Annotated in this window: 24 protein-coding genes; 8 read left to right on the top strand and 16 right to left on the bottom strand. The window is 73.2% G+C overall.

Translation table 11 applies throughout. The features are described from left to right. Positions 1 to 145: 145 nt before the first annotated feature. The gene (locus ABT057_RS26220; RefSeq protein ID WP_352346027.1) at positions 146 to 373 is read right to left on the bottom strand and encodes a hypothetical protein; all 228 of its coding nucleotides are present in this window, start codon (positions 371 to 373) and stop codon (positions 146 to 148) included. Between the two features lie 383 nt (positions 374 to 756). Here ABT057_RS26220 and ABT057_RS26225 point away from each other — a divergent pair, with 383 nt between their 5' ends. From ABT057_RS26225 to ABT057_RS26250, 6 genes are all read left to right on the top strand, one after another. Further along, positions 757 to 1,191 (top strand): ATP-binding protein, encoded by a 435-nt coding sequence (locus tag ABT057_RS26225; protein ID WP_352346028.1) that lies wholly within the window; start codon positions 757 to 759, stop codon positions 1,189 to 1,191. Between the two features lie 212 nt (positions 1,192 to 1,403). Beyond that, positions 1,404 to 2,243 (top strand): SigB/SigF/SigG family RNA polymerase sigma factor, encoded by an 840-nt coding sequence (locus ABT057_RS26230; protein ID WP_352346029.1) that lies wholly within the window; start codon positions 1,404 to 1,406, stop codon positions 2,241 to 2,243. Positions 2,244 to 2,311: 68 nt separating this feature from the next. Beyond that, positions 2,312 to 2,626 (top strand): DUF5133 domain-containing protein, encoded by a 315-nt coding sequence (locus ABT057_RS26235; RefSeq protein ID WP_352346030.1) that lies wholly within the window; start codon positions 2,312 to 2,314, stop codon positions 2,624 to 2,626. Between the two features lie 74 nt (positions 2,627 to 2,700). Continuing rightward, positions 2,701 to 3,570, top strand: a complete 870-nt coding sequence (locus ABT057_RS26240; protein WP_352346031.1) for an ANTAR domain-containing protein — start codon at positions 2,701 to 2,703, stop codon at positions 3,568 to 3,570. Between the two features lie 130 nt (positions 3,571 to 3,700). Next, complete coding sequence (locus ABT057_RS26245; RefSeq protein ID WP_352346032.1) at positions 3,701 to 4,537, top strand: DUF1206 domain-containing protein; 837 nt, start codon at positions 3,701 to 3,703, stop codon at positions 4,535 to 4,537. Between the two features lie 28 nt (positions 4,538 to 4,565). Next, the gene (locus ABT057_RS26250; RefSeq protein ID WP_352346033.1) at positions 4,566 to 5,006 is read left to right on the top strand and encodes a hypothetical protein; all 441 of its coding nucleotides are present in this window, start codon (positions 4,566 to 4,568) and stop codon (positions 5,004 to 5,006) included. Positions 5,007 to 5,009: 3 nt separating this feature from the next. Here ABT057_RS26250 and ABT057_RS26255 read toward each other — a convergent pair whose 3' ends face one another. Both ABT057_RS26255 and ABT057_RS26260 read right to left on the bottom strand, forming a co-directional pair. After that, positions 5,010 to 7,229 carry an FUSC family protein gene (locus ABT057_RS26255; protein WP_352346034.1) on the bottom strand — a complete coding sequence of 740 codons (2,220 nt, stop codon included), beginning with the start codon at positions 7,227 to 7,229 and terminating at the stop codon, positions 5,010 to 5,012. A gap of 11 nt (positions 7,230 to 7,240) precedes the next feature. Then, positions 7,241 to 8,632, bottom strand: a complete 1,392-nt coding sequence (locus ABT057_RS26260; RefSeq protein WP_352346035.1) for an NAD(P)/FAD-dependent oxidoreductase — start codon at positions 8,630 to 8,632, stop codon at positions 7,241 to 7,243. Positions 8,633 to 8,863: 231 nt separating this feature from the next. Here ABT057_RS26260 and ABT057_RS26265 point away from each other — a divergent pair, with 231 nt between their 5' ends. Beyond that, a complete protein-coding gene (locus ABT057_RS26265; protein WP_352346036.1) occupies positions 8,864 to 9,334 on the top strand; it encodes a MarR family winged helix-turn-helix transcriptional regulator in 471 nt (156 codons plus the stop codon). 7 nt (positions 9,335 to 9,341) lie between these two features. Here the strand turns inward: ABT057_RS26265 and ABT057_RS26270 are convergent, their stop codons facing one another. From ABT057_RS26270 to ABT057_RS26295, 6 genes are all read right to left on the bottom strand, one after another. Beyond that, positions 9,342 to 11,066: a PP2C family protein-serine/threonine phosphatase gene (locus tag ABT057_RS26270; RefSeq protein WP_352346037.1), complete on the bottom strand. Its 1,725-nt coding sequence runs from the start codon at positions 11,064 to 11,066 to the stop codon at positions 9,342 to 9,344. Beyond that, complete coding sequence (locus ABT057_RS26275) at positions 11,063 to 12,172, bottom strand: ATP-binding SpoIIE family protein phosphatase (protein ID WP_352346038.1); 1,110 nt, start codon at positions 12,170 to 12,172, stop codon at positions 11,063 to 11,065. The genes ABT057_RS26270 and ABT057_RS26275 overlap by 4 nt, the downstream gene beginning before the upstream one ends. Continuing rightward, complete coding sequence (locus tag ABT057_RS26280) at positions 12,172 to 12,615, bottom strand: anti-sigma regulatory factor (protein ID WP_352346039.1); 444 nt, start codon at positions 12,613 to 12,615, stop codon at positions 12,172 to 12,174. The genes ABT057_RS26275 and ABT057_RS26280 overlap by 1 nt, the downstream gene beginning before the upstream one ends. After that, the gene (locus ABT057_RS26285) at positions 12,612 to 13,019 is read right to left on the bottom strand and encodes an STAS domain-containing protein (protein ID WP_352346040.1); all 408 of its coding nucleotides are present in this window, start codon (positions 13,017 to 13,019) and stop codon (positions 12,612 to 12,614) included. The genes ABT057_RS26280 and ABT057_RS26285 overlap by 4 nt, the downstream gene beginning before the upstream one ends. Next, positions 13,016 to 13,915, bottom strand: a complete 900-nt coding sequence (locus ABT057_RS26290; RefSeq protein WP_352346041.1) for an STAS domain-containing protein — start codon at positions 13,913 to 13,915, stop codon at positions 13,016 to 13,018. The genes ABT057_RS26285 and ABT057_RS26290 overlap by 4 nt, the downstream gene beginning before the upstream one ends. A gap of 101 nt (positions 13,916 to 14,016) precedes the next feature. Further along, a complete protein-coding gene (locus ABT057_RS26295; RefSeq protein WP_352346042.1) occupies positions 14,017 to 15,222 on the bottom strand; it encodes a PP2C family protein-serine/threonine phosphatase in 1,206 nt (401 codons plus the stop codon). A 138-nt stretch (positions 15,223 to 15,360) separates the two neighbouring features. Between ABT057_RS26295 and ABT057_RS26300 the strand changes: the two genes are divergently transcribed. Next, entirely contained in the window at positions 15,361 to 15,840 is a 480-nt protein-coding gene (locus tag ABT057_RS26300; RefSeq protein ID WP_352346053.1) for a MarR family winged helix-turn-helix transcriptional regulator, read from the top strand. 139 nt (positions 15,841 to 15,979) lie between these two features. Here the strand turns inward: ABT057_RS26300 and ABT057_RS26305 are convergent, their stop codons facing one another. The 7 genes from ABT057_RS26305 to ABT057_RS26335 form a co-directional block, all read right to left on the bottom strand. After that, positions 15,980 to 16,369 (bottom strand): STAS domain-containing protein, encoded by a 390-nt coding sequence (locus tag ABT057_RS26305; protein ID WP_352346043.1) that lies wholly within the window; start codon positions 16,367 to 16,369, stop codon positions 15,980 to 15,982. 102 nt (positions 16,370 to 16,471) lie between these two features. Further along, the gene (locus ABT057_RS26310) at positions 16,472 to 16,906 is read right to left on the bottom strand and encodes an ATP-binding protein (RefSeq protein WP_352346054.1); all 435 of its coding nucleotides are present in this window, start codon (positions 16,904 to 16,906) and stop codon (positions 16,472 to 16,474) included. Positions 16,907 to 17,023: 117 nt separating this feature from the next. Further along, positions 17,024 to 18,922 carry an AMP-dependent synthetase/ligase gene (locus ABT057_RS26315; RefSeq protein ID WP_352346044.1) on the bottom strand — a complete coding sequence of 633 codons (1,899 nt, stop codon included), beginning with the start codon at positions 18,920 to 18,922 and terminating at the stop codon, positions 17,024 to 17,026. 166 nt (positions 18,923 to 19,088) lie between these two features. Then, complete coding sequence (locus tag ABT057_RS26320) at positions 19,089 to 20,183, bottom strand: glutamate--cysteine ligase 2 (protein WP_352346045.1); 1,095 nt, start codon at positions 20,181 to 20,183, stop codon at positions 19,089 to 19,091. An 81-nt stretch (positions 20,184 to 20,264) separates the two neighbouring features. Beyond that, a complete protein-coding gene (gene glgB / locus ABT057_RS26325; RefSeq protein ID WP_352346046.1) occupies positions 20,265 to 22,469 on the bottom strand; it encodes a 1,4-alpha-glucan branching enzyme in 2,205 nt (734 codons plus the stop codon). 4 nt (positions 22,470 to 22,473) lie between these two features. Further along, a complete protein-coding gene (locus tag ABT057_RS26330) occupies positions 22,474 to 23,835 on the bottom strand; it encodes a maltokinase N-terminal cap-like domain-containing protein (RefSeq protein WP_352346047.1) in 1,362 nt (453 codons plus the stop codon). A 28-nt stretch (positions 23,836 to 23,863) separates the two neighbouring features. Then, the coding region (locus ABT057_RS26335; RefSeq protein ID WP_352346055.1) for an alpha-glucosidase C-terminal domain-containing protein at positions 23,864 to 23,994 on the bottom strand (131 nt) is incomplete at its 5' end.

Consider the following 23,994-nt stretch of genomic DNA (forward strand, 5'->3'; position numbering starts at 1 on the left):
GGGGAAGCCAGCCAGGGCTGTCAAGGAAGATGTGCGGAGGAGGGGAATCCTCGACCCCGCTCACCACCTATGAATGAACGGTAAACCATCCGCGGAGATTTCGCGTAGCCACAACCCGGTCACGTGACCCGTTTCACTTCGCCTCTCACGTCGAAGCCGTACGCCCGCGCCGCCCGGGGGTCACGATCTCGTCCAGCACCCTGAGCACCGCCTCGTACGCCAGCTCGCGCACCCGCGCCTCGCCCGCCGCCTCCGGATCGGTCCGCTCGAGCTCACCGCCACGCTCCCGCCAGCTCTGCGACTCCGCCCGTGCACAGGTCCTCGCCCGCTGGATGCGGCGCAACAGTTCGTCCGAGTCCACGACATCCGTCATACCGTCCGGGTACCCCGCTGCCGCGCTCCCACGACCTGACGTCCATGACTTCACGTCCGTCACCCCATGTCCGTCACTTCATGTCCACGACTTCATGCCCGGACAGAACGACAGGTTTGGGGACGCCGAGGACGGCCAGCCGACAAGGAGAGGGCCGCATCGCCCGGCGGGAGCACGCCGGCCCGGTGGGGCGGTCAACAGAACAGAGGCGGGGCCGCGCCGCCGGCCATCGGACGACCCGGTTCGCCGCCGGGCACGGAGTACCGGCCAACGGTCTTCGCCCCGGCCCCCGCCTCCGCCGGCCGCGGTGCGGCCCCTCCCGCCATCGAGCCGGCCAGTGACAGCCAATCGACCCAGCCAGTGACAGTCAGGGGAGCGAAAGGATGCGTGTCAACAACTCGACCGACCGTGCGGACGTACCGGACGGACGGGACGGGCCCGGGCGGTGCCGGCCCTCCGATGTGCGGCAGGCCGTGCAGCGGGCGGTGACGGGACGGTGCGGGGCCACCGGCTGTCCGTACGACGAGGAAGCCCTCTCCGACGCGCTCCTCGTCGCCTCCGAACTCACCACCAACGCCATTCTGCACGGCGGCGGTGTCACCGCGTTCGCCGTGGACGTCGAGGAACGGGCCGTGCGGGTCTCCGTCAGCGACCGCAGCGACCGGCTCCCGGTGGTCACCGACCCGCTCGACGAACGCGGCCGGCGCCGCACCGGCGGCCGCGGCTGGCCCATCGTGTGCCGGCTGGCCCGGGACGTCCAGGTCGCCGACCTGCCCTCGGGCGGCAAGCGCATCACCGCCGTGGTCCCCGTTTTCTGAACCCCCGGTTCCACCCCCGCGCCCGGCGTCACAACACCTTTCCCCCGCGCGGAGTTTGTACCTCCGGGGGCCGGGCAGACGGAGGTTCGTGCTTCGGACCGGAGGCGCGCCGACGGGAGCGGTATGTCCGCTCCGGGGCGTCCCTTGTGCCCCGGACGACGGCGGCCCTCCCGTGGTCAATCCCTGAGACGACCGTTCAGGAGCGAATCCGCATGCTCACCGACATGTCGACAAGCCGACCCGCAGCATCCGCCCGCTCCGCCGCGCACACCCGGCGGACCCACGACGACGCCCCCGACACCGCGAGCCGGTTCGTGCGGCTGAACAGCCTGGAGCCCGGTCCCGAGCGGGACGCCCTCCGGGACGAGATCGTCACGGCGTGGCTGCCCATGGCCCACCGCATCGCCGGCCGGTTCCGCGACCGCGGGGAGGCCGTCGAGGACCTCCGCCAGGTCGCCGCACTCGGCCTGGTGAAGGCCGTCGACCGCTTCGACCCCGAACGCGGGGCCTTCGAGAGCTACGCCGTGCCCACCATCACCGGCGAGATCAAGCGGCACTTCCGGGACCGTATGTGGGCGCTGCGCGTGCCCCGCCGGGTCCAGGAACTGCGCAACAAGGTCCGGCTCGCCCGCCGTGACCTCACCCAGAGCCCGGGCTCCCCGGAGCCCTCGGTCGCCGACCTCGCCGCCCACACCGGCCTCACCGAGGACGAGGTCGCCGCCGGCGTCGAGGCTCTGGAGAGCTTCAGCACCCTCTCGCTGGACGCCGAACTCCCGGCCGGCGACGACGGCTACAGCCTCGCCGACACCCTCGGCGGCCCCGACGCCTCCTTCGACACCGTCGTCGACCGCGAGTCCGCCAAGGAAGGCCTGCGCCATCTGCCGGAACGCGAACGCGCCATCCTCTACATGCGCTTCTTCGAGGACATGACCCAGAGCCGGATCGCCGACCGGCTGGGCATCTCCCAGATGCACGTCTCCCGCCTCATCAGCCGCAGCTGCGAGCGGGTGCGCGCGGAGGCCATGGGGCGGCAGGTGGACGACCAGGCATGACCGGCAACGACGACCCGTTACGGAACGGGACCGGATCGACCAGACTCAGGGAAAGGAAGAGAAGGCCGATGCTGATGCCCCATCCCGCCGTCCTGCGCACACTCGTCGAGGAGTACGAGGCGCTGACGGCCGCCGACACCCCCGAGGCGCGGGCGCGGGCGCAGGATCTCGCGTACACGCTGTGTGTCTCCACCGGGACCCGGGACGTGGGACGCGCGCTGGTGGCGGCGCGGGGATGGCTCGCCGCGGCGGAGGCCGCCGACCTGGCGGGAGGTCCGCTGCCGGCTCCGACGCCGGGCCCGGACCTGGACGCGGCCTCGGAACCGGAGCCGTACACCGGCCGGGGACCGTACTCGGACCGGGGGCCCCACGTGTACGCGTGAGCGGTCGGGGCAGGCGTGCCGGAGCGACCGCGCGTGAGCGGTCGCGCGACGGCGACGAGCGGACGGAGGCCCCCATGACCGCGACGGAACACCTGACGGCGGACGGGGACCCGGAACGCGAGGAGGTGCTGCGGCTGCGCGCCGAGGTGCGAGCCCTGCGCGCCCGTGTCCGGGCCCACCCGCTGATCTCCCAGGCACAGGGCATGCTCCAGGAGCGCTACGCCCTGGCCGGGGCGGCCGAAGCGTTCGCCCTGCTGCGGCGGAGCTCGCAACGGTTCAACGTCAAGATGCGCACGCTGGCCGGGGCGCTGGTCACCACGCCCCGGCCCGACGAGCGGACGGTGCTGTGGTTCCCGCGGCGGGTGCGCCGCCCGGAGCCGGATCTCGGCTTCATGCCGCGGGACTCGGCGGGCGGGCGCAGCCGGGGCGCGGTGCTGGGCGCCGTGCTGAACCGGACGCTCGCGGTGGTCGGCACGGACATGGGCAACGTGCAGACCGTCGACCGGGTCGGCGGAGGGCTCCGAATCGAGCGGCACACCGGGCTGACGGACGAGTTCATCGACTTCTTCGAGTACGTCGACGAGGAGGGCACCTCCTGCGCGAAGGCCGCCCGGGACGTCGCGCAGGTGACCGTGAGCGACGTGGAGAACGACCCGGTGTTCACCGAACCCGCCCGGGAGGCCATCCTCGCGGCGGGCAGCAGGGCCTGCCACAGTGTGCCCCTCACCTCGTCGGCCGGCCTGTGCGTCGGCATGGTGTCGGCCCATGTCGACCGCCCGCTGAGCGCCCTCGGCACACCTCAGCTGAAGGCCCTGGACGTCATGGGCACCCAGGCGGGCCGCTGGCTCGTCTGGCACGAACACACGGTCCTCATGGACGCGTTGGAGTACCTGCACGCCCTGGGCCGCGCGGAGCGGGCCCGGCACGGCCGCGCCACAGGCTGACCGCCCACGCCCCAACGGCCCCCGCAGCCACATGACTTACGACCCGTGTCCCTGCCCCTGCGCACCGCCGATGGGGTATGTCCCCCGTCCTTCGGGGCAGTCGGAGTCCCTGAGACGACTGGAGGTCGGGATGAACGCGAGTGCCCTGGCACGGGACGGCAGGTTCGAGGCGCGGCGGGCCGCACGCGGGTCCGTGGTGAAGGGGGCCGCGCGGGCCGGGTTCGTGGCGCGGGGGGTGATCTATCTGCTCGTGGGCGTGCTCGCCCTGCAGATCGCCTTCGGTGAGCGCGGCCGGGAGGCCGACCGCCGGGGGGCCCTCGGCGAGATCGCGGAGAAACCCTTCGGCGCGCTGCTGCTGTGGGTCCTGGGTGCCGCCCTGGCCGGGATGGCGCTGTGGCGGCTGTCCGAGGCGGCCTTCGGCGCGGCCGGACCCGACGGACGCGGCGCCAGGAAGCGCCTGCTGTCACTGGCCCGGTGCGTGTTCTACTCCTTCGTCGCCTACTCCGTGCTCGCGCTGGCCGCGGGCTCGGGCGACGGGGGCGGCTCCAGCGACAAGCAGTCCAAGGACGTCACCGCCCGGCTGCTCGACGTAACCGGCGGACAGTGGATCGTCGGCGCGGCGGGGGCCGGCATCGTGGTCGTGGGCGTGTGGATCGGCGGCCGGGCCGTCACCCGGGCCTATCACGAGAAGCTGCGGCTGGGGGAGATGTCCCCGCGCACCCGGCGCCTGGTCGACATCACCGGCGTGGGCGGCGGCGCGGCCCGCGGCCTGGTGTTCGCCGCCGCGGGCGGCTTCGCCGTACGCGCGGCCGTCGACTACCGGCCGGACCGGGCCAAGGGGCTCGACGACACGCTGCGTTCCTTCGCCCACACGCCCGCCGGACCGGGACTGCTGGCCTGCGTCGCGGCCGGCCTCGTCCTCTTCGGCCTGTTCTCGTTCGCGATGGCCCGCTGGCGCAAGGTCTGACGTGCGGCCGACGGGGAACCCGGGGAAGATGAACGACTCCGAGTTCCCCCCGGACGGACCCGACGGACGGCCCGTCGACATGTACCTCGACCTCCTGCGGGTGCGCATGGACAGCGAGGACTACCAGATGCTGCTGAAGCTCGTCGCACCCGCGCTGCGCGCCCTGGACGAGCAGCCACCGGAAAGCCTCGACTTCGCCCTGGACCCGAACGACGCCGACGACCTGCCCCAGGAGATACGCGACGAGGCCGCCCTCGTCATCGCCACCGCCGTCACCGGCCGCCTGGACAACCAGCTGGTCGAGATACACGTCGACGGCACCGGACCGGTCCGCGTGGTCACCGACGCGGCCACCGCGAACGATCCGACCCGGCTCGCCGAGATCGCCGGCTGCATCCGGCAACGGCAGCACGACACCGAGGAACTGCGCGGCATCGCCGCCGCCAGCGACCTGCCCACCGACTTCTGAGCCTCATGCCGGCCCGGCCACCGGCACCCCCAGCGGCCGCGCCAGCCCCACCACTGCCTCGTCCAGGCGCTGGAGATGCCGCAGCACCCGGTCGGTGACCCGCCCGTAGCGCGGCGTCCCGTACCCGCCGGGCTTCAGCAGCGAGGCGATGCTCGGGCCGGTCAGCACCTCGGCGCCGGCGTGCTCGTCCGCGACGTGCGCGGCGATCGCGCCGATGTTGTGCAGGATCCGCTGCCCCGCCCCGCGCAGCCGGGGATCGGCGGCGATCGAGGGATGCGTGGGCAGCAGCTCGGCGGTGGCCGCCAGCGACCGCGCGTGGTAGGCGCAGGTCTCCAGGAGCGCGACCACGTACCGGGCGGTGTCCCGGCGGGTGCGCAGCGGGGTGATGGGGTGCGTCAGCGGCTGGGTGGCCGCCCCCAGGTCGGCCAGCGCCCGGTCGAGGTCCCGGGCCAGGTCGAGGAGGTCGGCCGGAGGGCCGCCGCTGAGCTGGTCGACGGCGGCCGTGGTGACATCGGTGAGCCGGTCCAGGACGGTCGTGAGCAGCTCGTTCGTACGGCGGTCCGTGTGCACCGGCAGCACCAGCGCCGCCGCGACCACCCCGCAGGCCGCGCCCAGCGCCGTCTCCTCCACCCGCAGTACCAGCACCGACAGGCTGTAGGTGTGCAGCAGCGTGTAGAGCACCCCCAGCGCGGCCGTCACGAAGAACGACATCAGCGTGTACGACAGCGGCGCCGTGTAGAACATCGCGAACACGCACAGCAGCACCACCGCGAACGCCGTCCAGGTGTGATGTCCGACGGCACCGGCCAGCACGATGCCCGCGACCACCCCGAGCACCGTGCCCAGCAGCCGCCGGTAGCCCTTGACGAGGATCTCCCCGGTGGAGGCGGTGTTGAGGAAGACGATCCAGCAGGTCAGCACCGCCCAGTACCAGCGGTTCTCGGAGAGCAGCTCGCCGCCCACGATGGCCAGCGACGACCCGACGGCGACCTGCACGGCGGCCCGCGTGGTCGGCCGCCTGAGACCCGTGTCGCCCTCCTCTTCCTCCCCGCCGCCCTCGATGGCCGCGTCCTCGGCGTCCAGCTCCTCCCGGGAGCGGGCCGTCTCGGGGCTGTCCTCGGACTCGTCCTGCGGCCCGTCGAGCGCGATCCGCAGCCCCAGCACGGCACGCGCCGCCTCGCCCACGCCACGGAAGACGTCCTGCACGGCCGCCGTGGTCTCCGGCAGTTTCTCCTCGTCCCGGTACCCGAGCAGCCGGTTGCGCACCTGCGGCAGACCGGTCCCCTCCGCCACGGGATGCCGTACGAGCAGCCGCAGGGCCGCCAGGTCACGGCGCAGGGTGTCCAGCGCGTCGTCCCGCACCGGAAGACGCCCGCCCTCCGGCACCGGCGCGCCCGGCAGGTGCAGGGTCAGCGTGTCCGCCCGCTCGGCGCTGCGCGCCGTCAGCAGGAGCAGGCCGAGACGCTCGGCGGTGATCTCCGCGTCGGCGATCCGGCGCTGCACCAGCCGGGCCACCGAAGCCTCCGGCGTGCCCTGTTCCAGCTGGCCGTGGATCATCATGGCCGTCTCGTGCAGCCGGGCGGTGCCCTCGCGCACCCGCTCCAGGACCTTCTCCACGTCGTCGGGGCCGGCGTCCAGCAGCTCCGCCTGCGCCTGGAGCAACTGCGCGAGCCGGGCCCGGAAGGCCTGCCGCAGCCGGTCGAGGATGCCCGCCGGGGTCTGCGGCACCAGCAGGAACCGCGCCACCGCGCTGCACCCGAAGGCGAGGACGACCACCCCGCAGAACCCCGCGAGACTCTCCGTCCGCACGCCGACGAACAGGGACAGGAAGTACACCTGGAACCCGATCAGCCCCAGCGCGGTGCCCCGGTCGCCGAACCGGCGGCCGTACACCGCGCAGAAGATGAGCACGACGAAGAAGACGTCGCCGCCCGTCCGCAGCGAGCTGAGCAGTGCCGCCAGAGACAGGGAGGCGAGCGCCACCGGCAGCCCCAGCGCCAGTGTCACGGCCTGCCGGTCGCGTTCCTTCTCCCGGATGGCGAAGGTGGACACCATCGCCGCGATGGCCCCCGCGACCAGATGCGGGACGTCCGTGCCCAGCAGCGACAGCACCGCCAGTGTGAGCGAGATGGCGCCCACCGTCCGCAGCCCCGCCGCCAGCCGCAGCAGCCCGGGGTCGGACGCGGCGACCCGGTCCCCCCACCGGGCCGCCGCAGCTTTCACCCCCGCACCGGTCACCCGGACGCGGACCCGGGATCCGAGCCCTCGACGTGCGCCCGCACCTGCTCCGGTGTCAGATAGTTGTCGGTGTACTCAAAGTCCTTCAGCTTGGCGGCCCGGCGCGCCTGGAACCCGGTGCGCACGAAATCGTCACCGGCCACCGCGTTCAGCGTCCAGTTCGTCAGCACCCGCGCCTTGGCCACGCCGGTGCGCAGCGCCGACCAGTGGTAGCCGCGTGCCACGGCCTGCGCGGGCAGCCCGCGCAGCTCGATGCCGAGCGGCTTGGACACGGCGTCGGTGCCGCCGAGGTCGACGACCAGCCCCATGTCCTTGTGGACGTACGGCTTCAGCGGCTGCCCGCGCAGCGCCGCGATGACGTTGTCGGCGACCACCTTGCCCTGCCGCATCGCGTGCTGCGCGGTCGGCGGGCAGACCGTGCCCTCGGTGCCTTCCGGGTCCTTCGCCTCGTCCGGCACCGCGGCCGCGTCGCCGAGCGCGAACACCCCGTCCTGGCCGGGCAGGTCCATCTTCGAGGTGACGGCGAGCCGCCCGCGCACGGTGTCCGCGCCGAGCGTGGCGATCAGCGGGCTCGCCACCACCCCGGCCGTCCAGATCAGGGTGCGGGTCGGCACCACCCGGCCGTCGGTGAAGGTGACCTCCTCGGGGCCCGCCTTGGCGATGGACACGCCCAGCGAGATGTCGATGCCCCGCTTGCGCAGCACCTCCTGCGCGCTGCGGCCCAGCTTGTCGCCGAGCTCCGGCATCAGCTTCGGCGCGATGTCGATCAGATGCCACTTGATGAGCTTCGGGTCGATGCGCGGATAGCGCTTGACCGCGTTGTGCGTGAGCAGTTGCAGACACGCGGCGGTCTCGGTGCCCGCGTAGCCGCCGCCCACGACCACGAACTGCAGCCGGGAGGCCCGTTCGGCGTCGTCGTGGCTGGCGTCGGCGAGGTCGAGCTGGGAGATGACGTGGTCGCGTATGTACGCGGCCTCCGCGAGCGTCTTCATCCCGAAGGCGTGTTCGGTCAGCCCCGGGATGTCGAAGGTGCGGGTCACACTGCCGGGAGCCAGCACGATGTAGTCGTACGGCTCGTTCACGATCTCGTCGGTGATGGTGCGGATGACGCAGACCTTCGACTTGAGGTCCACGCCGATGGCTCCGCCCGGGATGATCCGGGTGCGGTACTTGCGGCTGCGGCGCAGCGACACGGCGATCGACTGGGGTGTCAGCACCCCGGAGGCGACCTGTGGCAGCAGCGGCAGATAGAGCTGATAGGCGAACGGCGTCACCAGGGTGATCTCGGCCTCCGCCGAGGAGAGCCCGCGTTCGAGACGCCGGACGCACCCCACCCCCGCGAAGCCCGCGCCCACCACCAGGATCCTTGGTCGTGTCACGTTGTCCATCCCTTTCTGCGGCTCCAGGCGGTCTGCCCGACAACATGCGCGTGCCCTCCCGCGAGCATCTCGCACCTCGTCGATCCCATCGCGCCGGGGCCGGTTGCGCCAGCCCTGCGAGGCATGTAGATGAACGTTTCTTCTGAGGCTCAGGTGGTACCCCGGGCGAGGCCCGTGTACGCCCCGGACCTTCGGGTAGGCCGACGTACATGACAAGTGCGGTGGCCGGAGGGTACTGAGGTGGCGTGCGCGGAGGGCTCCCACGACCGGGGGGTGCGGGAGGCGGCGGCCCGCCAGGTCGCCGACGCGGTGGAGTCCCTGGTCGCCTGCTGGTTCGCGGCGACGGAGGAGGCCGTGCCCCGGCTGTCGCCCCGGCAGCTGCTCGCGCTCAGAACCGTCCGGCACCGGCCCGAGCTCAATCTCACCGCGCTCGCCGAGCAGCTCGGCATCGGCGTGCCCACGGCCAGCCGGCTGTGCGACCGGCTGGAGGCGGCGGGCCTGCTGGAACGGAGCGTCCAGCCGCGCAACCGGCGCGAGGTCCAGCTCGAGGTGACCGCGTACGGGCGGCGAGTCCTCACGGACGTCACCGAGCGGCGGGTACGACGGCTCGCGGCCGTGTTCGCCGGGATGACCCCGGCGCAGCGCACGGACCTGCAGCAGGGGCTGTACGCGTTCCAGCGGGCGCAACTGCGGCGGGGCGAGGACTGCTGACCTCACGTCAGAGGGCCGTCAGGGTTCCCGTCAGGGGGGCGGCCTCGTCGAGGTGGCACAGGAGCAGACAGACGTCGTCGTCGCGCTCCGAGTCGCTGAGCAGGGGATCGAGGATGCGCTCCGCCGACCCGTCCAGGTCCCTGTCCAGCTCCGCCGTGCGCAGTGAGCCGAGAGCCGTCGCGAGCCGCTCGATGCCCGGGTCTATCCCCTGGGCGCGGCGCTCGACCAGCCCGTCCGTGTAGAGCGCGAGGGTCGATCCGCGATCGATGGGGAGGGTGTGGTCGGCGATCTCCTGGCGCAACGGGATGCCGAGCATCGCGCCGGGCTTGGCGTCGAGCGTACGCACCCGCCCCGCGGAGTCGCGCAGCACCGGCGGCGGATGGCCCGCGGCCGCCCACGTCAGTGACGGTTCGCCGGGCCGGAAGCGGGCGATCACCGCGGTCGCGTACAGATCGGGCTGCTGATGGTGGAGCATGGCGTGCAGCCGGGTCAGCAACTGTCCGGGGCCGGCCCCGTCGACGGCGTACGCGCGCAGGGCGGTGCGCAGCTGACTCATCATCACGGCGGCGTGCAGCCCGTGCCCGGTGACGTCGCCGACGACGACGAGGAGAGCGCCGTCGGGCTGACGGAACGCGTCGTACCAGTCGCCGCCGACGTTGAGCCCGTGGGTGGCGGGCAGATAACGGGCGGCCAGGCTGAGACCCGGAGTGCTGGGCAGCTCCGTCAGCAGGGCGCGCTGGAGTGTCTCGGCGATGTCCCGGTTGTGCTCGAAGCGGCGCGCGTTGTCCAGCGCGGTGCTCGCCCGCCGGGTGAGTTCCACCAGCATGACCGCGTCGTCGGGGTCCCAGCGTTCGCCGGGCGGGGTGAGCGTCAGCACGCCCAGGGGCGCGCTCCGGGCCGCCAGCGGCACGCACAGCAGTGGGCGGCCGGGGTCCAGCGCCGACGGCGGCTGGTCGTCGACGCCGGGCAGCCCGCCGGGGTGCGCGGCGGCGTACTGGGGGCGCCCGGTGCGGGCGGCGCGCACGGCCGCCGCCGGGTGCGCGGTGGGCCGCCGCCGGTCGTCCTCGGCGTCGAACAGCCAGACCTCGGCCGTGCGGGCGTACTCGGGGACCAGCAGGTCGGGCAGCCGGCGCACGATCTGCTCGTGGTTGAGGGAGGCGGTCAGCGCGGCGCTGGCGTCCGCCAGGAATCTCAGCCGGCGGCGCGCGCGCTCCGCCTCGTGCCGGGCCGCGCGCTCCGCCGAGAACGCCTCGCGCTGGGCCCGGCCGGCCGCGTCGAGTTCGGCGTGCAGCGCGACCACGCCCTGGTTGGTCTGATGCAGTTCCTCACGGTGGTACCCGACGAGCTCCTCCTGCTCGGCGAGCCGGTCCAGGACGAGTGCGGTGTCCTCGTCGGCGCCCAGCAGCGCTTCCGCGAGCAGCGCCGGGTCGTCCGCCACCTCGGTGCAGACCGTCGTCCGCGACGGTTCCGGGCAGGGCGCCTCGGCGGTCCACACGGGCTCCTGGGCCCCGGGGGCGGGCCGCACCTCCAGGCCGAGCAGCCCGTTCGCCGCCCGCGCGGTCAGCAGCCAGTCGCCGCCCTTGGTCAGACACTGGCGCAGCCGCCCGCTGAGCGCCGCGGCGAGCCGGGTGCGCTCCAGGGGCGGCACTCCGTGCGCGGCGGCGAGCCGGGCGACGGCGATACGGGCGCCTGCCGCGTCCGTGACGGTGGTGATCGGCCAGCTGTGCGTCATGGGAGGTCCGGCGGGTCGGGGGTGAGGACGGCCACCGCGGTGTCGTCGCGGACCGGGCGCGCGGGACTGCTCGCGTCGCGCACGGTCACGGCCGCGGTCACGGCGGGGTCGGCGGTGAGCAGGGCGGGGTCGGACGGCGGCACCCAGCGGCTCGGCAGCCCGTCCGTGTGCAGGATCAGCAGCCGGTCCGCGGCCCAGCGGGCCTCGGTCTCCGGCACCGTCGACGGCCGGTGCACGCCGACGATACCGGGCCGGGACAGCAGCGGCCGCCACGCGCCGCCCTCGTACAGCCGGGCCCCGGTGTTGCCGATTCCCGCGAACCGCAGCAGCCCGGCCCGCGTGTCGAGTTGTGCGACCGCGACGGCTGCGCCCCGGGTGCCGCGCAGCGCCCCGTCGAGTCGGCGCAGCACGTCGGCGGGGGAGAGGTGGGCGAGCCGGCGCAGTTCCTCGGCCGCGGCGGTCGAGGCGTGGGCAGCCGCGGGGCCGTGCCCCAGCCCGTCGGCCAGCATCAGGGTGAGCCGGTCACCGGCCCGTACGAAGGTCCACAGGTCCCCGGAGTGCTCAGCTCCCGCGAACGGCACGTTGACACCTCCGGCCCGCGCGCCGCACGCGCTCGCCCCGGCGGCCCGCACCCCGTCGGCGCGGGTCCCGCGGGCCTGTGCGCCGCCGACGGACCCCCGCGCGCCGCCGCCGATCCGGGCCAGCGCGACCGTGCCGCGGCCGGGGGCGCTGTGCAGGGCGAAGTCGTCGGCCAGCCGGCGGCAGGTGCCGAGTCCGGCGCCGAGCGACTCCGCGGTGGAGAAACCGTCCACGAGGACGGCCGGTACGTCCGCGATACCCGGACCGTGGTCCACGGCGGCTATCTGCACCGCCGTCTGCACCGCCGTCGCCCCTTCGAGACCGGTGGGCGGCGCCACGGCCTCCACCAGCAGCCGGCCGCCGCCGCCGTGCCTGAGGAGGTTGGTGGCCAGTTCCGTCGCCACCAGCGCGGCGGCCGAGGTGCGCGGCTCGTCGAGACCGGCCAGCGCCGCGGCCTCCTCCACCGCAACCCGGGTGTCGCGCACCCGCGTCGAGTCCTGCACCGGGACGTCCCACACGCGTGCCATCACTGCCCCTCGCGCGGCCTCGGCGGGCGCGCCGCCCACGAGGTGACCGTGACCGTGGTGCCGGCGCCGGGCGTGCTGTCGATGGTGAAGTCGTGGACCAGCCGGCGGGCCCCGCCCAGCCCCATGCCGAGACCGTCCCCCGAGGTGTAGCCGTCGCCGAGCGCCCGCTCCACGTCGGGGATGCCGGGGCCCCGGTCGGTGAAGGTGAGGCGCAGCCCCTGCCCGCGGGCGTCGGCCACCCGGGCCGTCCGCACCTCGCCGCCATCGCCGTGGACCAGGGTGTTGCGGGCCAGTTCGCTGGCCGCGGTGACCAGCTTGGTCTGCTCCACCAGGCCGAAGCCGAGCGTGGCGGCGGCCTGGCGCACCTGCTGGCGGACCCGGACCAGGTCCAGGTCGGAGCGGATCGGCAGCCGGGCCTCGACGGCCGCGGCGGTGCCGCTCACCGGGCGCTCCCCTGCGGGCCGCCCGCGGCCGGCCGGCCGAGCATCCTCAGGGCCGCCTCGGTGCTGAGCGCGGTCCGCAGGCCCGGCAGGGTCAGACCGAGCTCCACCAGCGTCAGCGCGACCGCGGGCTGCATACCGGCCACCACGGTCCGCGCGGCCAGCAGCCGGGCGCCCGCCGCGATCTCGGCCAGCACCCGGCCGAGGAAGGAGTCGACGATCCCGACTCCGGAGATGTCGATGACCACGCCGGTCACCCGGCTGCGCACGACCGCCTCCGCCACGTCCTGCTGGAGCTGCGCCGCCATGCCGTCGTGCAGATCGCCCTGGAGGGTGACCAGCAGGACGTCACCGAGTCTGAGCACCGGCACGGGACCCGCACCGGTGCGCGGGAGGTCGTCGTTCACCGCGGCTCCGTACCGCCGGGTGTCGTCTGCACGATGTCCGCGCCCAGCCGGTGCAGGGCGTACGCGAGGGCGTCGGCGAGGCTCGACCGGGTGAGTACCGTGCCCAGGTCGAGGCCGAGGTGCACGATGGTCTGCGCGATGGCGGGCCGGATGCCCGAGACGACGCACTCGGCGCCCATGAGCCGCACCGCCGCCACGGTCTTCATCAGGTGCTGGGCGACCAGCGAGTCCACGGTCGGCACCCCGGTGATGTCCAGGATCGCGAACTGCGCCTGCTCGGTCACGACCGACTCCAGGAGCGTTTCCATCACGACCTGGCTGCGGGCGCTGTCCAGCGTCCCGATCAGGGGGACGGCGACGATCCCGTCCCAGAGCCGGATGACGGGCGTGGCCACCTCCATGAGCTGCAGCCGCTGCCGGTCGATGAGTGCCTCGCCCTCGGTGAGCGCGGTTTCCATCACCACCAGCCGCAGGGTGCCCATCAGGACGCTCAGCGTCGTCGCGCACTCCCGCACCCGCTCGGCCGGTGCGTCCGGCGGGTCGGCGACCAGCAGGTCCGCGGCGGGCACGCGCAGGGCGTCCACCTCGGTGGACACCTGGGACGGCGTGTGGCCCCGGCGGCCGAGCGCGGCCGACATCCGGGCCAACTGATCACGCACCGGCGCGAATCCGGCGCTCTCCGGATCCTGGACCCGGCCGCCCTCGGCGACCTCGGCGAGGGCGTCGACCACGGCCCGCCCGGCCTCCACCGCCTCGTCCCGGGACACGGTGAACACCGTACGGAACAGGGTCTCGTCGGCCCAGCGCTGGGCGAGCTGCTCACGGCGCCGGCGCAGGAACGCGCCGACCTCGTCCGCCGGTGCCGTGTGATGTGCGGGTGTGTCGTGCTCCGGCAACCTGCTTCACTCCTCGGTCGTCGTGCCGTCGCGATCCCGTCGGACAGTGCGGGAAACCGCTGTCGGGGGTCAGAAAAGGGGCGGAAGGGGGGTGGAAGGGGTCAGTGGGAGCCGGACGCGGGCACGGGCGGCCTGCCGAACCAGTCGAGGCACACGACCAGCGCGTCGTCGTCCGGCTCGGGTCTGCCGCGGTGCTGGGAGAGTTCCCGCAGAACCGCGGCGGGCACCTCCGCCGCCGGCAGCAGTGCGGCGGAGTGCACCGCGCGGGCCAGCGCGCGTTCGCCGTAGATCTCGCCGCCGGGCGAGGGCACCGCGTGCACCCCGTCGCTGACGAACAGCAGCCGGTCGCCGGGGAGCAGGGTGACCTCCTGGGCGACGTAGTCCGTCTCCTCGAACATGCCGAGCGGCAGTTGGGCCTCCAGGTCCACCGCGGTCAGCACCTTCTCGCGCAGCATCAGCATCCGCGGGGAGCCGGCGTCGACGACCTGCATCCGGCCGGTGGACAGTTCGATGTCCACCAGCAGGACGGACAGGTGCACCTCGCCCCGGTAGTGGGCGTGGATCGCCTGGTCCGCCAGGGCGGCCTGGTCGGCGATGGGGATGCCCGCGCGGCGCGCGTTGCGCAGCGCGTTGATGCCGAGGCTGGTCAGCAGGGACGCCTCGATGCCCTCGCCCATGCCGTTGGTGACGTACACCATCAGATGGTCGGCGGAGGCCGACCAGTCGAAGTTGTCGCCGTGGATCGCGTACGCGGGTTCCAGCTGGGCGCCGAGCGCGTACTCGGGCCGGGAGCAGGAACGGGCCGGGAGCAGCTGCCACTGCATCTCCGCGGCGAGTGTCAGCCGGTCGGTGCGGCGGGCCCGGAGGTAGCGGTCGGTGTCGCGCTCCGCGACCAGCACCTCGTGGCCCAGGAGCCGCGCCACCTCGGCGAGTTCGGCGAGCTCCGCGGACTCCACGGCCCTGCCGGGCAGGGTGACGGACAACACGCCCATCCGGTCACCGCGCACGGTGACCGGCAGATGCGCGCGCACCCGGCCGCCGTTCAGCTCCTCGACGTAGGGCTCCTGGGCCCCGTAGGCGCGTCCGGGGACACTGCCGCGCACGGGCACCGGCTCGGGGCCGGTCCCCGGGGACGCCGGGGCCAGGGGCAGCAGGACGTTCGTGCCGTAGTCGGCGAGCAGGAACTCGGCCGTCTCGGCCGCGTACCGGGTGCACAGCACCTCGCGCAGGGCTTCGGGCAGCTCGTGCGGAGCCGCGGAGCGCAGGGCGCGCCCGGCGGTCACGAGCCGGTTCACGTTGTCGGTCACGCCGTTCTCCGGTGGGGACGGAAGGGGTCGGAACAGGCCTGCGCGGCCTTGGACGGCTGCTTCCCGGGCCGCCGCCGGGCGCCTCGTCGGAGGGGGCGGGCTGACAGCTTCGGCGAAGCCTGGGAGAGTGGGACCGTGATGTCCCCCTCCTCACGCCCGCAGCCCCATGAGGTCGCGCGGGTGACCTCCGAGGCGGCGGAGCTGCTGGAAGTTTTGTGGGGCCGTGCCTCCACGGCCCCGGTCTCCGCCTCCCAGCTGCGCGTGCTGTTCATCCTGGAGCACAACGAAGGCATCAACCTGCGTACGCTCGCCGACCACTTGGGCTCCACGCCGCCGTCCACCAGCAGACTCTGCGACCGGCTGCAGGCGGTGGGCTTCGTGGAGCGCAGGGCCGCCGCGAACAGCCGCCGCGAGCTCCAGTTGTTCCTCAGCCGGCGCGGCAGCTCCTTCCTGACCGATCTGCGCGCGCGGCGCGAGGCCGCGCTGGAAGCGGTCCTGGAGCAGATGCCCGTCGCGCAGCGGACCGCGCTGCTACGGGGGCTGGAGGCCTTCTGTGTGGCCGCGGCCGCGCAGATCCACGAGACGGAGTCCGTCGACGCGGACGCTGCCACGGCCTGAGCACCCGTGGTGCCCGGAGCGCACATCCGTGATCCCTCCCGCATGACTGACCCCGCACACTTTGTTGCCTCACGCTCATAGTTGTCAAATGGCAACTGTTGTCTCCGGGGCGGACGCCCGTCCGCACGGCCCCTGCGGGTCAGACCTCCTGCTCCGCGAGGTGCTGCCCCCGGTCGATGAGCGCCAGCGCGTCGTCCACCTTGTCCGACACCGGAACGGTGAGGCTGACCCCCGTCAGGTCCAGCACCCGGCGCACCGCGGGCGTCGGAGCGATCACATGGACGCTGCCCGGCAGTTCCCGGGCCTGCTGGTAGACCCGCAGGATGATGTTCATGCCGGACGAGTCCATGAACGGCACGTCGGAGAGGTCCAGCAGGAAGTGCCGCCTGCCGTGGTGGAACTGGTTGGCCAGATGGGCCTGGAACTCGGTCGCGGTGTCGAGATCCAGATGTCCTTCGACGGTGACCAGGACGATGTCCTCGCGGACCACGGAGACCTCGACGGACAGGGGATTGCGGGCGGTGGACACGAGTACCTCCGGTAGCTGACGCCGCGGACCTTTCATCGCGCCGAGCGGTTACCCCGGAACCCGTCCCTCATGCCCGCGGCGGTGATCACGAAGCGGGCCCCGTCACCAGGGCAGGAAGACGTGCACGTCCTTTCCCGTGTCGTCCGTCACCACGCTGACCTGCGTACACAGCGTCTCGATCAGGTACCAGCCGATGCCCCCGCCCCCACGGTCCGGACGGAACGGCCGCGGGGCCGGTACGACGCTGCTGGTGTCGTGGAGTGTGACGTGCACCCCGTCGAAGGTGGGGCGCAGCCGCAACTCGAAGGGGCCCGGCGCGAACTGGACGGCGTTGGAGGAGAGCTCCGTGACGATCAGCACGATGTCGTGCCAGTACTCCGGCGCCGTGGGCGGAGCGGCCCGGGTGAGCTCGTCGAGGAACTCCTCGGTGGCCAGTCGCGCGCCCGTCACGTCGTGCGGTTCGCCCGTGAAGCGGACCGTGCGGGCCCGGACCGCCGAGGAGGCCGGGGAGTCGTCGCCGCGTGGCTCGATCGCCATGTCGTGGTACGGCCCCGGGCGGGCCGGGACCTCGTCCTTTCCGTTGCGGATCTCTCGCGTCGCCACTCACAGGGTTCCCGGACCCGCCCGGCCTAACCGGCGCCGCGAGGCGGCATCTCAGCGGAACACGTCGTCCGCGTCGTCCCAGCTCAGCACGTCATCCGGGGCGCTCTGCCGGGGCAGACGGGCCCGGGCCTGGTACATCGCCTCGATCTCCGCCGCGTAGTGCGCCACGATCGAGTCGCGGCGCAGTTTCATCGACGGGGTCAGCAGGCCGTTCGACTGGTCGAACGGCTGGGGCAGGATCCGGAAGGCGCGGATCGACTCCGACCGGGACACCGTGCTGTTGGCCGCGGCCACCGCCCGCGCGATCTCCTCCCGCAGGGCGTTCTCCTCGCGTGCCTCCCGGCTGTCGCCGTGCAGCGTCAGGCTGCCGCGCCAGTGCGCCAGGAAGTCCGGGTCCAGCGTGATCAGCGCGCCCACGCAGGGCCGGTTGTCGCCCACGACCACCGCCTGGTGGACGAGCGGATGCATCCGCAGCCGCTGCTCCAGCGCGGCAGGCGCCACGCTCTTGCCGCCGCTGGTGATGATGACGTCCTTCTTGCGGCCGGTGATCGTGAGGTAGCCGTCGTTGTCCAGGAAACCCAGGTCGCCCGTGGCCAGCCAGCCGCCCCTGAGGACCGTCCGGGTCGCGGTGTCGTCGTTGACGTAGCCCTGGAACACCGAGGGACCCCGCACCACGATCTCCCCGTCCTCCGCCACCCGCAGGTCCATGCCCGGCAGTGCCTGGCCGACCGTGCCGGACTTCTCCCGGCCCAGCGGCTGCATGGTGACCCCGCCACTGGTCTCCGTCAGGCCGTACCCGTCGTGCACGTACACGCCGATGCCCTCGAAGAACAGGGACAGGTCGCGGTGGAGCGGGGAGCCGCCCGAGGTGGCGCGGTGCACCCGGCCGCCCAGCGCGGCGCGGAGTCTGCGGTACACCGTCCGCTCGAACAGCGCGTGCTGGAGCCGCAGGTCGAGCCCGGGACCCGAGCCGCGGCCCAGCCGCTGCCGCTCGACGGCCGCCGCGAAGTCCCGCGCGGTCTCGGCCGCCCGCTCGAACAGCGCCCCGCGCCCCGACTCCTGGGCCGTGCGCAGGAAGTTCTTGTAGATCTTCTCGAAGACCGACGGCACCGCGTACAGATACGTCGGCCGGAAGGACCGCAGCGCCGCCGAGAGCGACTCGGTGCCGAGGCTGGGCTCGTGGCCCATCAGGATGCCTCCGCGGATGCACAGTCCCTGGATCATCAGACCGTACACGTGGGAGAACGGCAGGAAGGCGAGGACGGAGGGCTGCTGCCCGGCGGGCGCCGCCGTGTGGCCCCAGCCGGCCAGCAGCGTGTCGACGGGGCTGGCCAGGCTCTGATGGCTCAGCGCGCAGCCCAGCGGCCGGCCCGAGGTGCCGGAGGTGTACGCGATCACGGCGGTGGAGGCGGGCAGCACGATGCGGCGCAGCGAGTCCACGGTGGTCATCGGGATCGGCTCGCCGCGCCGCGTGAGCTCGTCGAACGCCCCCGCGTCCAGCTGCCACACGTGCCGCAGCGCGGGCAGGGTCGCGCACACCGACCCCACGGTCATCACGCTCTGCTCGTCCTCGACGACCACGCCCACACAGCCCGAGTCGCGCAGGATCCACTCCACCTGGTCGCGCGAGGACGTCGGGTAGACCGGCACCACCTCGGCGCCCACCGCCCACAGCGCGTGGCTGAGCACCGTCCACTCGTACCGGGTGCGCGCCATGATCGCGACGCGGTGGCCCGGCGAGATCCCGGAGGCCACGAACCCCTTGGCCAGGTCCACCACCTCGTCGCGCAGTCCGACGGCCGTCACCTCCTCCCACGCGGTGGAGGCCGGATCCCGGCGACGGGCCAGCACCGCGAGCGCGGGGGTGCGCGCGGCTGTCTCGAAGACGCTGTCGGCAAGCCCTCCGGTCAGGGGTGTGGTGGTGGGGGGAGCGAGTGCGAAGTCGCGCATGCGCTGCTCCTGACATGTACGAAGGGTGACTCCGTCGATGAGAACCGTTATCGACCGTGGCGAATGTAGCCCAGGTGGGACCGGTTGTGGCCGAGAACGGATTAAACGACACCCGTTGCTGATCGCGGTACTGATCCCGACGCCGAGACAAGCGGGCCGGTGAACATCATGCCTGCGTATGCCGCACGCAGGTGGTGACGACCTCGCGCAGACTTCCGGTCCGTTCGTACACCTCGCGTTGCACCTGCGACCCGTTGCCGTGCCTCAGCAGACCGGCACAGGCGGCACGGGCCCGCTCCAGGTCCCCGCTGTCCGCCAGCGCCGGCCCGACATGCTCCAGCAGAGCCCCCACGACGTTCTCGGCGGGCGAGTTCCGCATGGTCGCCGGGTGGACCAGGTCCCCGGTCAGCCCGGATCGGGCGGCCCGCCAGACGGCCAGCCGCAGCAGACTGACACTGTGCTCCACCGGCTCCACACCGGCCTCCCAGGCCCGGGCGGCCGTCTCGACGAGCCCGCGCACCAGCGTGGCCAGGAGCACGGCGGTGTCCGCATGCAGACAGACGTCGGCGACCCGCACCTCCACCGTCGGCCACCGGGCCGACAGCCGGGCGTCGTAGTAGACCATCTTCTCGTCGAGGATCGTGCCCGTGGCCACCATGTCCGCCACCCGCCGGTGATAGTCCTCCGCCGACCCGAACAGCTCGGTCGGACCGGCGGACGGCCAGCGCAGCCACACCCGGTTGCGATAACTGCTGTACCCGGTCTCCCGGCCCTGCCAGAACGGCGAGTTGGCGCTGAGCGCCAGCAGCACCGACAGCCACGGCCGGATCCGGTCGACCACCGCCACGCCCTCCTCGTCGGAGCCCACCGAGACATGGACGTGACAGCCGCACACGATCTGCTCACGCGTCGCGATGCCGTACTGGTCGGCCATCCACCGGTATCGCCGGCCGATGCTGACGGAAGGGCGCACGGCCAGCGGCGAGGTGCCGATCGCGGCGACCGCGCACCCCGTCTCCTTGGCGTGGCGCGCCGCCTCCGCGCGGATCCGCACCAGCTCCCGGGCGAGCTCGTCCATCCCCGACTGCGGATGGGTGGCGAACTCGACCATCTGGTTGTGCAGCTCCTTCTGGAACACGGGCTCCTGCTCCGCCACCTCGCAGCGGGCGGCGCGGGCGAGGACAGCGGCGGACAGAGCCCTGGGCTCCCCCGTCTCCGGGTCGACCAGGAGGAGTTCCTCCTCCACTCCGACGGTACGCACGGGATGCCTTTCTCTGCGCCCTGTCTCCGGGGTCTGCGGCGGGCTGCCGGTACGCACCCGACTGCCCCCCGAACTGCCTGATCACACGGCCGAGGGCCGCAGCCACACCGTGGCCAGCGGCGGCAGCGTGAGCACCAGCTCCTCGTTCGCCGCCTTCACCGGTCCGGGCCGGCCGACATCGCCGCCGCCGTACCGGGCCGCGTCGGTGTTCAGCACTTCCTCCCAGGCCGGCACGTCGCCGGGAACGCCGAGCCGGTAGTCGTGGCGGACGACGGGCGAGAAGTTGCTGACGGCGAGCAGCGGGGCGCCGTCCGCGCCGTACCGCAGGAAGGCGAAGACGTTGTCGTCGGCCGCGTCCCCGAGCACCCACCGGAAACCCGTCGGGTCGGTGTCGCGCTCCCAGAGGGCCGGGGTCGCCCGGTACACCGTGTTGAGGTCACGGACCAGGTCCCGCACCCCCCGGTGGTCGCCCGCCGACGCGTACCCGGAATCCAGCAGCCACCACTCGGGACCGTCCGCCTCGGACCACTCTGCTCCCTGCGCGAACTCCTGCCCCATGAACAACAACTGCTTGCCGGGGTGAGCCCACATGAAGCCCAGGTAGGCCCGGTGGTTGGCGCGCCGCTGCCACCAGTCGCCGGGCATCTTCGACACCAGCGCCTGCTTGCCGTGCACGACCTCGTCGTGGGAGATCGGCAGCACGTAGTTCTCGCTGTACGCGTACACCATCGAGAAGGTCATCTCGTTGTGGTGGTACTTGCGGTGCACCGGCTCCTTCGCGATGTACTGGAGCGAGTCGTGCATCCAGCCCATGTTCCACTTCAGGCCGAACCCGAGACCGCCGCGGTCGGTCGGCCGGGTCACCCCGTCCCACGCGGTGGACTCCTCCGCGATGGTGACGACCCCCGGATTGCGCCGGTACACGGTCGCGTTCATCTCCTGCAGGAACGCCACCGCGTCCAGGTCCTCCCGCCCGCCGAACACATTGGGCGTCCACTGCCCAGAGTCGCGCGAGTAGTCGAGGTAGAGCATCGACGCCACGGCGTCCACCCGCAGCCCGTCGATGTGGAACTCCTCGCACCAGTAGGTGGCGTTGGCCACCAGGAAGTTGCGCACCTCGGTCCGCCCGAAGTCGAACTCGAAGGTCCCCCAGTCCGGATGCTCGGCCCGCCGCGCGTCCCCGGGCTCGTACAGCGGCTCCCCGTCGAACCGCCCGAGCGCCCAGTCGTCCTTGGGGAAGTGCGCCGGCACCCAGTCCACGATCACCCCGACGCCGGCCCGGTGCAGCGCGTCCACCAGGTACTTGAAGTCGTCGGGCGTACCGAGCCGGGCCGTCGGCGCGTAGAAGCCGGTGACCTGGTATCCCCAGGAACCCGCGAACGGGTGCTGGGCGACCGGCATGAACTCGACGTGTGTGAACCCGAGGTCGTTGACGTACGCCGGGAGCTCCGCGGCGAGTTGGCGGTAGGTCAGCCCGGGTCGCCAGGACGGGAGATGGACCTCGTAGACCGAGAAGGGCGCCTCGTGCACGGGGATGTCCCCCCGGTGCGCCATCCACTCGGCGTCACCCCACTCGTGGTGCGAGGTGTGCACGATCGACGCCGTGTCCGGCGGGACCTCCGCACGGCGGGCCATCGGGTCCGCCTTGAGGAACCGGCCGCCGTGCCGGGACGTGATCTCGAACTTGTACCGCGTGCCCTCCCCGAGGCCCGGCAGGAACAGCTCCCACACCCCGGCCGCGCCGAGCGACCGCATCGGGAAGGCCGTCCCGTCCCAGCAGCAGAAGTCACCGGTGACCCGCACCCCCAGGGCGTTCGGCGCCCACACCGTGAACCGGGTGCCGGGCACGCCCTGGTGGGTCATCGGCTCGGCGCCGAGCGCCTTCCACAGCTCCTCGTGCCGGCCCTCCCGGACGAGATGCAGATCGAAGTCACCGAGCGCCGGCAGGAACCGGTACGGGTCCTCCACCGCGTGCGTGTCGGCGCCGTACGACACCAGCAGCGTGTACCGGGGCACCGCGTCGAGCGGCAGTACCGCGGCGAAGAGGCCGTCCTCCTCCGAGGCGAGCGCGATGGCCTCGCCGCCGACCACCACACGCACGGAGTCGGCGAACGGGCGCAGGGTCCGGAAGAGGACACCGCCCGGCACCGGACGCGCGCCCAGCAGGGCGTGCGGGTCGTGATGGGCGCCCGACAGCAGACGCGCGCGGTCGGCGGGGTCGAGCGCGGGCGCCGCGAGCGGCCGGGGACCGGCGGCCTCGGGCAGGGCGGTGTCGCGCAGGGCCATGGGGTCAGCCTCCTCGGACGGCGAGCCGTTGGATCGCCGCCATGGGTACGGGTAGCCAGTCGGGCCGGTTGCGGGCCTCGTACAGCACTTCGTAAACGGCCCGATCCGTCTCATAGGCACGCAAAAGGGCGTGCTTCTTTTGCGGATCCCAGCCCGCCCGGGCCGCGTACCCGGCGCAGTAGGCCTCCCGGGCGCGGCGCGCCCACTCCGGACGCCAGGGGCGGCGCTGCCGCGCGGCGTAGTCGAAGGAGCGCAGCATCCCGGCGATGTCCCGCACCGGTGAGTGCGCCATGCGCCGCTCGGCCAGCGGACGGGACGGCTCGCCCTCGAAGTCGATCACGAACCAGTCGTGACCGGCCCGCAGCACCTGCCCGAGGTGCAGATCGCCGTGGATGCGCTGGGCCGACGGCCCCTGGTCGCACACGGCGAGGGCCGTGAACGCGGTGGTGAGACCGGGGACGTACGGTCGCAGCGCCGGCACATGGCGGGCGGCGGCCTCCAGCCGCTCGGTCATCGCCGCCGCGGTACGGCCGTCCTCCGCGTCCGGACCGGCCGGCAGGGCCGCCGCCAGCGCGAGATGGACGTCCGCCGTCGCCCGGCCCAGTTCCGCCGCCTCCTCGGTGAAGTCCTCGCCGCGGGCCAGGGCCTTCAGCGCCAGCGTCCAGCCGTCCGAGGCGTCGGGCAGGAACGGCTGCAGCACACCGAGCGTCGCCTCCTGGGGATGCGTCGTCCGAAACCACGCCACCGGTGCGGGCACCCGCCCGCAGCCCTGCCCGGCCAGCGCCACCGGCACCTCCAGGTCGGGGTTCACCCCGGGCTGGACCCGCCGGAAGATCTTCAGGATGAACGCGTCGCCGTACACCAGCGAGGTGTTGGACTGCTCGGCCTCCAGCAGACGCGGCGCGAGCCCGGCGGGCAGCGACACGGACGGGTCGGACTCGAAGGTGAGCGGACCGAGCGTCCCCGGGTGCCGCATCCGTTCCAGGAGCAGCTGCGCCGACCGCGGTTCCTGCAGGGCGTCATGGACCGTCAGCCCGGCGAGCGCGCCCTCCTCCACCCTCCCGATCAGGGCCCGGCCCAGCCGCGGCGACAGATGTTCCTGGAGACCGAGGAGCAGTTGATAGCAGTCACCGGCCGGGGGAGTGCCCCCCGGCGTGGGGACGCCCGACTGCCCCGCGTGCACCAGCACGTGCAGACAGCCCGGATACAGCTCCGTCATCGACAGCATGCGCAGATCGGTGAGGGGCCGGTCCTTGCCGGCGAACCAGCGCTGTCCGGGCAGCCACTCGCGCAGCAGAGCCGCGAGCGGTCCGACGGAGCGGACCCCGCCGGCCGCGCCCGGTCTCAGGGAGGCGGTCTTCGTCACGGTGACCCATCCTTTCCTCGGCGCACGCTCACCGGCGTCGGCCGACCCGGGCCGCGGCTCGGGTGAGCCGGAACCAGTAGAAGCCGTGTCCCGCCAGGGTCAGCAGGTACGGCAGCTCGCCGATGGCCGGGAACCGCACCCCGCCGAACAGCTCGACCG

It is taken from the genome of Streptomyces sp. NPDC002588, assembly GCF_040295925.1.
Classification (GTDB): Bacteria; Actinomycetota; Actinomycetes; order Streptomycetales; family Streptomycetaceae; genus Streptomyces.